This is a genomic window from Paenibacillus sp. J31R30 (assembly GCF_059692115.1).
This window is the reverse complement of the sequence record NZ_JCAUAV010000006.1, coordinates 31,747-44,973: the sequence shown is the minus strand read 5'-3', so window position 1 is coordinate 44,973 and position 13,227 is coordinate 31,747. Positions and strand designations below refer to the sequence as shown.

Here is a 13,227-nt window from a genome sequence, read left to right as displayed (position 1 = left end):
CTAGATTAATTCTTATACTTACACTGGTCATTTGCCTCGCTATTGCTTTGGTTGGTACTGTCATGTACAGCCTCGCTAGACATTCACTATTAGAGGAGATTAAAGTTCCGCACCAGCAGATGTTGACCTTCGCCAGGGACGATGTTGATAGGAAAATGAACGATATGATGACAACGTCTATTTATGCAGTTCTCGACCCGCTGACGATCGATTTCTTGCGTTATGACAATCATAAAAGTATGGATACCATACTTGGGGTTGTATCCATGTTGGATACATTAACTCAAAATAATTCGATCATTGACAGTATTTATCTATATGATGAAAAAAATCGCCATGTTGTTGGCAGTTCTCCTTTCGGGTTTAATTCCAGTATTGATACCTTTGGTGACAAGGGCTGGTTGTCTCAATTGTCTTTAGCTGAACAGGACGCAAACAATGTGACTTTCGCTAAAAGGATGAAGGATCAAGGTGAAATAATAAGTTTCATTAAACGAATATATGAAGATAACAAAATATCAGGATACCTTATCATAAACATGAAATCCTCCAAACTATTTTCTCAAATCATTCCTGAAGGTTCTGCTAACAATGAGGCAGTTCGAATCATTCAAGACTCAAAAGGAAAAACTTTATTCTCCATTGGCGAAAATAATAAAGAGCAGGTGAACCCCAATAAATATTTTATTACTCGCCTGACTTCAGCTTCAACGCAATGGAATTACGTTTATGCGGTTCCTCAAAAACAAATTTTTGGCAAATTGTATTGGATTCGGACCATGACTTTCGTAGTGTCCGCGGCTACCATGTTGATCGGAATGCTGATTATCTTCCAAGTTAACCGCATTACGTTTAGACCTATTGAACGATTGATTAAAACAGTTCGGAGCCATAGGAATGAAGCGTTAGAGGTTGACTTCACTCAGTTGGAGTCCTACGTCGGCAGACTGCTCACGCAACTAACTTTTTTGCATGGCAGTAACAAAGAACTAAAAGCCAAATTTATTCAAGATATGGTTTATGGGAGACTTCGTCGTAAGGAATTTGATCGCAAATGGCGGTTGCTTTACTCAGAATGGCGTTCTGACTTACCTGTTTATGCTGTTATTGTTTCGGTGGATGCCTATTACAATTGGTTGAATGGGTACAAGCAAGATGATCAGTTATTACTTAAGTTTGCAGTAGGTAATATTTTCGAGGAAATTTTGGGAGAGAGTTTTAGGGTGCAGTTTGAGGATTTAACTCAGGATCGCAGTGCCCTCATTGTACAACCCTTGTCTTCTGATATGGAGTTGCAAATGCTCTATGATAAACTTTTAAATGGGATTGAAGTCACGGATAAACTATTGAAAATTTCATTATCAGTAGGTGTTGCCGAATCGCTATTTCCGATTAGCGGTGATCTCAGCAGTCGCTACAAGCAAGCTGAAGTGTTGCTGCTGGATCGCTTGTATATGGGGTATAAAAAACTTCATATGCCCGAGCAAGCATTACCCTACTCAGAAGCGCAAGGCCCTGGCTCTAAAAATGAAACTATTCATGAAATTGTTCAAGGCATTAAAGAAGGAAAGACGGAATATACAAACAGCATTTTAGAAAAAATGCAGTTGGAGTGGGAAACGTCAAACTCAAAGCCTCTGCACGTATACCGTTGGTATTCCAATGTAATTAAGGAAATGATAACGAAATTCAGAGACCCAGAAGATGAACAGTTCCAGGAAATCATGGATTCGTTGGATTCCCTTCAAACGTTAACGTTTTCGGATTTGCATCAAATGACATTAGATGAAGCTACCTATCTAGCAGAAGAAGTGAAGAAGAGAAAACCAACAAAGCATGAGAATTATTTTAGGAAGATGGTCGAGTACATCCAAGAGCATTATCCAGAAAATATTGGCGTATCGCACGTAGCCGAGGCAGGAAGCGTCAGTCAGTCTCAGGCAAATGTCCTTTTTAAACAAGAAACCGGAACTTCGATTTATGATTATATTACACAAGTACGAATTGAGAAAGCGGAAGATTTACTTAAGAATACGAATTTGAAGGTCATTGAGATTTCTGAGAAAGTTGGATACGCTAGCGAAAACAGTTTTATTCGTAACTTTAAAAAAATTAAAGGGATTACCCCTGGTAAATTTAAAGAATAAAAAGATTAATAACTGAAGCGGAGTAGCTGAAAAAGCTCTCCGCTTCTATTTTTTTTACCATCATATTCAACAAATCATATCTATATCCACCATTTATCCGGTAATTTACTGGATTCAGTGATGGATTGAAGAACTTCGATGTTGAGTCCAGATACAGATGGCCGTATTGTTGGATCAAATAGAAATGGAGCAGTCAGGTGGAGCTGAAGCCAATCACATTTCTAACATCAGGGGGGAAATAAGTTGAAAGCAGTTGCATCTCATCGAATGAAGGTGTTTTGGCCACTATACGTCATGGCCATACCAGGTATAGTTTTTCTAATCATTTTTAAGTACATTCCGCTGGCGGGTTCCGTAATCGCTTTTCAGAACTATTCCGTGTTCAAAGGGTTTCTTGATAGCCCTTGGGTAGGCTTTAAAAATTTCGAAACGCTATTCCATTATCCCGATTTTATGAGGGTGTTCAGTAATACATTGGTGCTTGGATTTCTGCGAATTGTAATCGTATTTCCAATCCCCATTATATTGGCGCTCATGATCAATGAAATTCGAAAATCGGCCCTGAAGAAGGGAGTCCAAACGGCTCTGTATGTGCCACATTTTCTTTCATGGGTCATCGTATCTGGTATTGTGTTTGATTTATTCTCAGTAAGCGGATTGTTTAACATTGTGATGGGATGGTTTCACCATGAACCCACATTGGTTATGCAAGAAAGCTCCTACTTTCGTGTTGTATATGTGTTGACTTCCATTTGGAAAGACGCGGGATGGGGAACGGTTGTCTACATGGCAGCCATCAGTTCGATAGACCCACAGTTATACGAATCAGCGATGATCGACGGAGCATCTAGATTCAAGCAAATCCGACACGTTACATTTCCGCTGCTGCTGCCGACCGTTTTGGTGTTGCTATTACTTGAAATCGGCAATTTCTTGGATTTAGGTTTTGACCAAGTATTTAATTTACAGACGCCAATGACGTATAGCGTAGGGGATATCTTAGATACTTACGTGTTCCGGACAGGCATACAGCAAGGGCAATATAGCTTTGCGACTGCCGTCGGACTATTTCAATCGTTAATCGGATTCATTCTGGTATTTACGTTCAATAAGTTATCCAAAAAAGTGTCAGACGGGGGGTTGTGGTAAGCATGCTTGAATCTAGAGGGGAAAAACTATTCGGTTCAGTCGTTACAATGATCCTCCTGCTTGTATCCGTTATCGCAATGATACCACTGCTTTCTGTGCTCTCGACATCGTTCAGTTCTAAACGGATGGTGGATATGAATCTGGTCACCATTTGGCCGAAGGAATTTACGTTCGCTTCCTGGGATTTTATGATGTATCGTCCCGACCTATGGAAGTCGTTCTTCTTGACGCTGGGCACAACAGTAATTGGAACGATTTTGGCGCTGCTGGTCACGGCCCTTCTTGCATACCCACTGTCGAAAACGGAATTTCGCTGGGGGCCAGTCATTATGATCGGCGTCGTGATTGCGATGATCTTCAAAGCGCCGCTTGTTCCTTATTTTCTGACAGTTAAAGGTATCGGGCTTTACAATAACCCATTGGTGTTAATCATACCCCATATCTTAAATCCATTTAATTTAATCATTATGCGCACATTCTTCAAGCAGTTTTCCAAGGAGTTGGAGGAAGCTGCATTCATAGAAGGATGCGGATATTTCCGCATGCTGTTCCAATTTGTACTTCCGCTTTCTAAAGCCGTGTTAGCCACGTTGGCTTTATTCTACGGTGTTGTGTTGTGGAACCAGTTCCAGCATCCACTGATGTTCTTGCAAGATACGAATTTATTTCCGTTGCAAATCAAGATACGTCAATTCATCACGGATGATAACGTCTTGGTTACGGGAGCCGTCTCTACAGCTGGTTTAGCCTATAATGAGCGCACACTTCGGGCGGTAACGGTTATTTTTGCCATGATTCCTGTTGTCGCGGTATATCCGTTCTTGCAAAAGTACTTCGTTAAAGGAGCTATGCTCGGTTCTGTGAAAGGGTAAGCTTACATTGGTTTTACGGCTCATGGAGTCTTGGAACATATACGATTTCAACTATTAGGGGGAAACTTGGAATGGTCATTAAAAAGCTTGGGGTACTCGCGACCGTCAGTGCTCTTGCGTTTACAGTCGTGACAGGCTGTAGCGACAAAACGAATTCATCCGAAAGTGCAGCTACTTCGTCGGCTAAGCCGAATCAGGAGGCATCTGCGAAAGCCGAAGATATTGTAGATATTGAAGTTTGGGGAACAAACATCGGCTATAAACCAACCGAAAAAGGCAGCAAATTGTATGAATTTTATAAAGAAAAATTAGGCGTAGGCGTGATTAGCCCTTATGTGGAATGGAATGGTGGAACTGCTTATTTAAATCAGTTAAATCTAAAAATCGCATCAGGTGAACTGCCCGATTTGTTTTTACCCCAGCAGGGTCTCGAAAATAGTTTAGCAAAAAACGGAGCTATCGCCGATCTGACAGATTTGCTACCGAAATATGCGCCTAATTTATGGGCAGCTATTCCGAAGGATATGTGGGACATTGTGAAAGCGAATGACCCCACAGGTCAAGGCAAAATTTATTATATTCCTGGTATGGTCGATTACGGAAGATATTCAGGCATGATCCGCCAAGATTGGTTAGATAAACTGGGCTTACAGATGCCGAAGACGCAAGACGATTATGTTAAGGTTTTGGAAGCATTCCGGGATAAGGATCCTAACGGCAATGGACAGAAAGACGAGCTTCCGGCTGGCGGCCGTCAGGAAGCGCGCTGGATGGATCAACTGTTTGCGATGTATGGTGTAGCTATGTTTGAAGGCTATCCGGATTGGGATCTATACGATGGCAAATTAACGTACTCGGCAGTATCACCGAATATGAAAGCCGCTCTAGAGTTCATCTCCAAGCTGTACAAAGACGGATTAATTGATAAAGAATCCCTGTTGAACGATAAAGCGAAATGGGACGGCAAGGTAGCAGCTAACAAAGTCGGAAACTATTTCCACTGGGCAGAACAAACCAATCTTTATTTGGATAATTTGCAAAAGAACAGCGGTGTGAAAGGCACTTTTGCTTCACTTCCACTACCAGAAGTTCAAGGATATAAGGGCTTCTATACATGGAAGCGGTTTACACCTCCAGCATGGGTTGTGAAGAACAACAAGGATCAAAAGAAGTTGATGGCAACTTTAAAATTACTGAACAACATGTATGACAAGAAGAATTGGAACGCTTTGTACCTTGGTGTTGAAGGCATGCACTATACGATGAAGGATGGAAAAGCCGTCAAATTACCGGATGACAAGAGTACCCAAGAAAATCTTATTCTTGATCCTTATTCCAAAATCTCAACGCTCGATTTTACAAGCAATCTCTTAAAGAGCACAGCATCGGAAGACAGAATGTGGGAGATCGATCAAACCGTTCAAATCATGAAGGATGCTCAGAAGTATGCGAAAGTCATTGCTGGAGATGGAATGCCGGCGAGCGTCTATGACGGGTTCCCAGATATCAATAATCGTACACTCTATATTGAGTACGCTAGCAAGATCATTACAGGACAGTTCCCGATCAGCAAGTTCGATGAATTTGTGGAGAAATGGAACAAAGCTGGCGGCGAAGAAGTTACGAAGCGTGCAAGAGATTGGTATGCAAAAGTGAAAAAATAAGTTGTGAGTGCTACATATCCGCTCGGCTTCTCATTGGAGTCGGGCGGATATTTCCATCCAAGCCGGGGTCTAAGAATCCTAGCTGTTATAGGGGGCAATAAATCATGAGTAATCGTATTAAGGAAGTACTTGAGGGTCAAGAACATAATTATATCCTTCCATTTCTCTGGCAACATGGTGAGGAAGAACAGGTGATACGTGAAGAAATCGCCCGTGTTCATGAATCTGGAATCGGAGCCGTCTGCATTGAAGCACGTCCTCATCCCGATTTTCTGGGACCAAAATGGTGGACGGATATGGACATTATTATGGATGAGGCTCGGAATCGCGGTATGAAGGTATGGCTGCTGGACGACGATCATTTTCCAACTGGGCATGCGGCGGGGAAAGTGAAGGAGTCTCCGGAAGAGTTCCATCGTAAATTTTTAGCTGAACGTTACATTGATACTCTTGGTCCTGCACAAGGAACCTCTCTGCTGCTGGATACTTTGTTACTGCGTGAGCTCAGACCAACGATATCTCACATCGAGCGAGCAACTGGCAAAAATAAATTAATCTCCGTTGTCGCGGTACGCCGAGATCCTTCGACTGGAGATTTACTTGATGAAAGTATCGACATCACTGATCTTGTTCAAGACGGTATCCTCTATTGGGATATCCCTGAAGGGTACTGGCGCGTATTTATTATGTCAGAAAATAAGGATGGCGGCAGCCTGCAGCAGGAAGATTATCTGAACCCGCTAGACCGAAATTCCGTTCGAATTCTACTCGACACGGTCTATGAAGCTGTGTATGAACGCTACAAGGCAGATTTCGGAAAGACATTTGCTGGATTCTTCTCGGATGAACCTGGATTTTACAACGATAAGACGACATTTGACTTCCATTCAAGACCTGGTAAAAAAGGAGTGCCACTTCCTTGGAGCAGTGAAATGCCGGCCTTGCTTGAGCAGGCGTTGGGCGAGAACTACCGTGAGCAGCTATATTTACTCTGGCATGATAGTGGAGAAAAATCTAATATCGTACGTTATTCCTATATGAATATCGTCAGTAAGCTCTACGCGGACAACTTTTGCGGCCAAATCGGTGAGTGGTGCAGAACTCGAGGGGTAGAATACATTGGGCATGTACTTGAAGACAACAATGTGCATGCAAGGCTTGGCCCCGGCCCAGGTCACTTCTTCCGCTCAATGTGGGGACAAGATATGTCTGGCCTTGATGTGGTGCTGTGGCAGATTGTTCCCGGCTTTGATGAATTGTCTTATAGCAAGCCTGGCGGGGATACGGATAGTGAATTTTTCCACTATGGCCTTGCTAAGCTTGGTGTATCCCTTGCACATGTCGATCCGAAAAAACAAGGTCGAACCATGTGTGAGGTGTATGGTGCGTACGGTTGGGCAGAAGGTCTGAAACTAATGAAATGGCTAACTGATCACATGTTAGTTCGTGGTGTTAATTATTTTGTCCCGCATGCGTTTTCTCAAAAAGCTCCTGATCCGGATTGTCCGCCGCATATGTATGCAGGTGGGAAAAATCCGCAGTACCGCTATTACAAGCATTTAAACCAATATATGAATCGAATTAGTCATCTGATCTCAGGCGGAAGACATGTGGCGACTGCGGCAGTCGTGTATCATGCTGAAGCTGAATGGTCTGGGGAAGCGATGTATTTTCAGAAGCCCGTTAAGCAATTGATGCAGCATCAGATCGATTGCGATGTGCTTCCTATCGATATTCTTTTAGGTGACGTAGATGTGATAAACAACAAGTTGCATGTCAGTAACGAGGACTTCCAATGCCTTATCTTCCCTTATGCAGAGGCAATTCCCGCAGCGATGATTCGGCGGTTAGTGGAGTTTGCCGAGCAAGGACTTGCCGTTCGTTTTGTAGACGGACTACCGGAAAGATCTAGCGAGGGCTCCGAGGTTTCTGACGATCTAGCTTACCTTGCCGATCACAAGAACGTAAAGGTTGTTGCTTTAGAAGATCTGGCTCAAGTACTTATTACTGACGGACATTATGAAATTAGTTTGGACGAACATGAGCCATATCTTCGGAACTATCAATATACGCATGACGGGTTAGATGTGTTTATGTTCTTTAACGAACATCCGCATCAAACGATCCGTAGGAAAATAACTTTGCCTGTTCAAGGTGATGTATATGTTTATGATGCATTTCGTAATCAGTTGACCAGTTTACATGTAACTCGCCAGAATGGTGCGAATGTGGTGGAGGTCATTCTTCATCCGTATGAGTCCATCGTACTTCTACATGGTACTGCCCTTGAAGGTTGTGAGGCATTGCCGCAGCATACAGTTGGCGCTGTAGTTGAGTTGAAGGGCGAATGGAGCGTATCCACTGCAGAGTCTGAGCACTATCCTCGTTTTAAGGAATGGGGAAAACTGGGGGCTTTAACGAATATGAGTGGGCCTAGTTATTTACCTCGATTTACAGGCACATTCCGTTATGAGACGGAATTTGAGTGGAACGAGTCTGCTGACCAAGCAATTTTAGACTTAGGTGAGGTTTATGAGACGGCGCAAGTGTGGATCAACGGTGAGGAAGCAGGCGTGCGCATTTGTCTGCCTTATCACGTTGAGATCCATAGATTAATTAAAAAGGGCAAAAACAAGCTAATTATTGAAGTTACGAATACGTTAGTGAAAGAACAACCTGATTTCTTATCGGCATTTGCGCAGCAAGAACCGAGCGGTCTCCTTGGGCCAGTTCGAGTGATCAAATTATGAGAAAGCAAGGCCCTATGATTCAATCGTAGGGCTTTTGATTTGATAACAATTTACGTTGCTTCGTGTTCACAACCTCAAAAAATTCGACAATACAGGAGAAGATTTGGAAGATTTGATCTCCATTGGGACGATCGGCCTGATCAAAGCTATTGAATCCTTCTCGCCGAATAAGGGCACGAAGCTGGCGACATTTGCAGCACGTTGTATTGAAAATGAGATTTTGATGCATCTGCGGTCATTGAAGAAAACACGCAAAGATGTTTCTCTGCATGATCCCATCGGCACAGACAAAGAGGGGAATGAAATTACCTTGATTGATATCCTCGGCAGCGAGGCAGACGATGTGGTGGATGCGGTGCAGTTGAAGATTGAAAAGAGTAAAATTTACAGAAATCTGGAAATTTTGGACGACCGTGAGAAAGAAGTCGTAGTCGGAAGGTTTGGGTTGGAGCTCGGGGGCGAAGAACGGACGCAGCGGGAGATTGCGAAAGAGCTGGGGATTTCGCGGAGCTATGTGTCGCGGATTGAGAAGCGGGCGCTGATGAAGTTGTATCATGAGTTTTATAAGGCGAAGCGGTAATTGGAATTGAATCGTAGACTTCATTCATTTGGCATCAAATAATGGAGGCGAAGACAATGACAGACTTAATCCAAATTGAGCATGTGAGTAAATTTTACTATATGGGTGGAGAGACGATTCGGGCTTTGGATGACATCTCGCTAGACATCAAGCAAGGTGAATTTGTCGCTATTATGGGGCCTTCGGGTTCAGGGAAGTCTACGTTAATGAACATCATTGGGTGTTTGGACCTTTCAGATGAAGGAGTCTACACTCTCGATGGGAAACAGATTCACGCTTTGAAGGATTCACAGCTGGCTGAGATTCGTAATAGGAAGATCGGGTTTGTTTTTCAGAGCTTCAACTTGTTGCCGAGATTAAGCGCTTATGAGAATGTGGAGTTGCCGCTGATTTATCGTGGATTCTCGAGGAAGCAGCGTGAGCCGCTTGTCATGCAAGCGCTGGAAGCGGTGGATTTGCTGAATCGCAGGAAACACTTTCCTTCGGAATTATCTGGTGGACAGCAGCAACGTGTTGCTATTGCTCGCAGTTTGGCAGGCGATCCACCGATAATTTTGGCAGATGAGCCAACGGGAGCGCTGGATTCAAAGACAGGTGCGGAGATTATGGATATTTTCAGGCGTTTGAATGAGCAGGGGCGGACGATTATTGTGATTACGCATGATCGGCAGGTTGCGGAGCAGGCGAAGCGGGTTGTGAGGTTTCGGGATGGGCGGTTGGTACATTAATATGAATAATATCGGCCTTACGATAAAAATCGTAGGGCTTAAAACATTCATTCAATAATGATGAGTAAACTATTTATTTCTTGACATTTTTTAGGACTAACATTGTTGATTACTAAAGTGAAAATACATAATTACAATAATGAAGTTTTATAGGGTAAACTACAGAAAGTGAACGAATGAAGATGGTGATCAAGGAAGGCGGGTGATCAAGAAAATAAAGATCGTTAGTGGATGTTTACTTTAGTAAACATCCACTTTTTTTAGGTGGATCGTTAATTAATGAAGGAATATAACTAAGACTAAGTCGAGCCTTCTTCTCAGCTAACAACTTTGATTACTGAAACGTTCCAAACAGGTTCGGATGCTTCACATTTGACTTCGGTCACCGGTACTCGGGGTGTAGCTGATGCTCGCTATAGCCTAAACACACCGGCAACTGATCGGCTCCAAATACAATATATCCGTTCATAACACATCAGTAACTGGTGGCGATATCACAATGATCTCCGATGGCAAGGCCCAAAAATAATTCCGTCTTAACAGACAACTTCTCCATGTTGATTAACTATTAGGATGAGTACATTTATATCCCTGTTTTTTCCAGGATAACTCCATCGAAGCTGTAAGTTGGGAATCATTCTTTCTATTCCAATTCCTTTCTATTCTCCTGCTTTGAATAGTCATTAGGCGTAATGCCAGTTGAAGTCTTGAATACACGTCCGAAGTAAGTGAGGTTACTGTAGCCTACCAGATAGGCGACTTCGTTGATCTTGTATTCTCTGGTGTCGAGCAGTTCTTTGGCAAGGTCCACCCGGAACTGCTGTACAAAGGAAATGAACGTGACTCCAGTAACCTTCTTGAATACATTGCTGGCGTATACGGAGTTGACATGAAAATGTTCCGCGATCTCATTCAACTGCCACTCTTTCATGTAGTTGGCCCCAACATAAAGGATCAGCTGGACAACGAGCTCATGTCTTATCCGAAGGGCTTCGATATATTCCCGACTCTTGCGAATGCCCATATCTGATGACAGAGATGACGGTAACGGCTGCAAAGGAGTAATTCTGTGGAACAGATCTTGCAGATTGGCTGTACTCAGCGGCTTCAACAGATAGTCTCTCGCCCCGTAGCGAAGAGCGGTCTGCGCATATTCAAAGTCAGAATGTGCAGTGACAATGACATACTTGGTAGAAGGTGAGAGCTGTTGCTCATGCACCTGACGCATCAGTTCGAGTCCATTTTTTAGCGGCATGCGGATATCGATCAATGCGACATCAGGCTTTAGCAGTCGGAGCTTTTCTAGTCCCTCCTCGCCGTCCTCGGCCTCTCCGACAATCACTATATCCATATTCAGTTGTTGCAGCAAGTAAATGGTTCCTTTGCGAATCGTTTCTTCGTCATCAATGAGTAGTATGCGCATCGGTATTCACCTCGTCCAATTCAATCATCAGTTTAATCGCTGTTCGCTTGCCGGGTTGACTGTAGATATAAACCTGACACTGGGATCCATAATATAAGAACAGACGCTTCAGTGCGTTGTGCATGCCAATTCGATCGCGGGTGAGACGTAGAATGGACAAATGATCAACGTACTCATCCAACTCATATACGAAGCCACATCCATTGTCTACAATTTCGAAAATGAGTTTTCTAAGCTTTTTGTCCCAATAGCCGTTTATGTTCAGCAACCCGCCACGTTTGGTATTCTGAAAGCCGTGTTGGATGGCATTTTCGATGAATGGCTGAAGAATTAAACGGTATATTCGCATATCATAAATGCTCACATCAATCTGGAAGAACACCTCGAACCGCTGCTTGAAGCGAAGCTTCTGTAAATAAATATAGCGTTCAAGCCAATCGACCTCTTCACGGATTGTTACCTTCGTGCTCGTATTTTCAATCGTATATCGTAGGTTCACGGACAAGGCATATAGCATCTCGCCAACCTCTTCGTTTCCTTGCTCAATCGATTTAAAGCGGATCGTATCCAGCGTATTGTAAAGAAAGTGTGGATTGATCTGCGCCTCCAATAGTGCCTTCTCGGTTTCAGACTTCTCAAGTCGATGCTTGAAGTCGAGCTGAAACAGATCCTGCAGCCGATCCATCATACGATTGAAGCTGGTACCGAGCTGCCCAATCTCGTCGCTTGTCGATACCTCAACCCTGCGATCGAACGGCTCACGAATGCTCTCGGGCATTAAGTGAGCTAGCTGGTGCAATGGTTTTACCCGTTTCCGGAAATAATAAATGGAGGCGCAAATGAGCAGTAGCATGGTGAAGGCAATGACAGCATTCATCCGCAGCATATAGTTCATTTTCTCTGAAACTAGCGATTCAAGGGGAATCATTTGGATAAGTTTAATAGAATACCGTTCCAATGTGTCATAAATCACCAGTTGTGAAGAGCCGTCAACACCCATTGTTTCCGAGCCTGCCAAATTACGATTAACATAATGCTGAACTTGATACGGTGTTTGCTCTGATTTTGGCAGGCGTGGGGGAGTTTCCACTGTTCCGCTCCGGGTTATGATATTGCCGTCAAAATCACTGACCAAAATCTGACTGTGTTCAGTTGCTGCTTTGTTGATGACTCGCTGCAGCACCTCGAAACTGAAATCGAGCATGACAATGCCTATTGGCTTACTGCCTAACTTGACCAACCTGGCTAGAGAAAATACGGACTTGTTTGGATCTTGAAAAGGCAGTGGTTGGGTGATCAGTACCGTTTTTCCTCCTGCGAATTTTGTGTGTTCAAACCACTCCTCAAGCTGTACATTCACCTCATGATGCTTATAATACGTATTGGGATCACCATTGAAGTAACGAAGTAGCCCGTCAATGTCAAAGTAGTACATGCCGACGACATCGGAGCGGGAATAGGACATGTCATAAAATAGCTTATCCAGAGCCTGATTGATTTCAATGGACCTGACCTCAGTTAGTCTGCGAGGATCATTTTCCAAATCGGAGACTAGTCCTTGATTCGCATAGATTAGTCCCGATAACTTTTCCATTTGCTGAAGTTGAGTATCAAAAGATTCTTTGGTGAATTGCAGCAAGCTTTTCGATTGGGCAACTGATGCTTCCTTTGAGGTATTCCACCAATACGTCGTTGTTAATAAGTAGGACGAGGCAAATGGTAGCGCTGTCATGAGTAAATAACCTAACGTAATGCTCCAAACGAGACTGTTATTACGAACTTTCCATGCTAGTTTCATACGAGTAACCCCGTTCCATTGCGGTCATTCTGTTTGCCTTAATTATAATAAGATAGATGTTACTTGCACAATAAAAAGTTGAAGGTAACTTATATAGGCATATTTTTGCACGCCTG

General features: G+C 43.2%; 9 protein-coding genes. 7 read left to right on the top strand and 2 right to left on the bottom strand.

Features of this window, described 5'->3' with window-relative positions; translation table 11 throughout:
- The first annotated feature begins 62 nt into the window (after positions 1-62).
- The 7 genes from AC58QO_RS20665 (at position 63) to AC58QO_RS20635 (ending at position 9,890) form a co-directional block, all read left to right on the top strand.
- Entirely contained in the window at positions 63-2,147 is a 2,085-nt protein-coding gene (locus tag AC58QO_RS20665; RefSeq protein WP_497268796.1) for a helix-turn-helix transcriptional regulator, read from the top strand.
- 243 nt (positions 2,148-2,390) lie between these two features.
- On the top strand, positions 2,391-3,296 hold the full coding sequence (locus tag AC58QO_RS20660) for an ABC transporter permease (RefSeq protein WP_497268794.1): 906 nt from the start codon (positions 2,391-2,393) through the stop codon (positions 3,294-3,296).
- A gap of 2 nt (positions 3,297-3,298) precedes the next feature.
- Positions 3,299-4,168: a carbohydrate ABC transporter permease gene (locus tag AC58QO_RS20655; RefSeq protein ID WP_497268792.1), complete on the top strand. Its 870-nt coding sequence runs from the start codon at positions 3,299-3,301 to the stop codon at positions 4,166-4,168.
- Positions 4,169-4,239: 71 nt separating this feature from the next.
- Positions 4,240-5,832, top strand: coding sequence for a type 2 periplasmic-binding domain-containing protein (locus tag AC58QO_RS20650; protein WP_497268790.1), 1,593 nt, complete (start codon positions 4,240-4,242; stop codon positions 5,830-5,832).
- A 104-nt stretch (positions 5,833-5,936) separates the two neighbouring features.
- Positions 5,937-8,582, top strand: a complete 2,646-nt coding sequence (locus tag AC58QO_RS20645; RefSeq protein ID WP_497268788.1) for a glycosylhydrolase-like jelly roll fold domain-containing protein — start codon at positions 5,937-5,939, stop codon at positions 8,580-8,582.
- 55 nt (positions 8,583-8,637) lie between these two features.
- Positions 8,638-9,162: an RNA polymerase sporulation sigma factor SigK gene (gene sigK, locus AC58QO_RS20640; RefSeq protein WP_173115694.1), complete on the top strand. Its 525-nt coding sequence runs from the start codon at positions 8,638-8,640 to the stop codon at positions 9,160-9,162.
- 56 nt (positions 9,163-9,218) lie between these two features.
- Complete coding sequence (locus tag AC58QO_RS20635; protein ID WP_497268787.1) at positions 9,219-9,890, top strand: ABC transporter ATP-binding protein; 672 nt, start codon at positions 9,219-9,221, stop codon at positions 9,888-9,890.
- A gap of 643 nt (positions 9,891-10,533) precedes the next feature.
- Here AC58QO_RS20635 and AC58QO_RS20630 read toward each other — a convergent pair.
- Together AC58QO_RS20630 and AC58QO_RS20625 are read right to left on the bottom strand one after the other, a co-directional pair.
- On the bottom strand, positions 10,534-11,313 hold the full coding sequence (locus AC58QO_RS20630) for a response regulator transcription factor (RefSeq protein ID WP_497268785.1): 780 nt from the start codon (positions 11,311-11,313) through the stop codon (positions 10,534-10,536).
- Positions 11,294-13,111 (bottom strand): cache domain-containing sensor histidine kinase, encoded by a 1,818-nt coding sequence (locus AC58QO_RS20625; RefSeq protein ID WP_497268783.1) that lies wholly within the window; start codon positions 13,109-13,111, stop codon positions 11,294-11,296. The genes AC58QO_RS20630 and AC58QO_RS20625 overlap by 20 nt, the downstream gene beginning before the upstream one ends.
- Between the last annotated feature and the right edge of the window lie 116 nt (positions 13,112-13,227).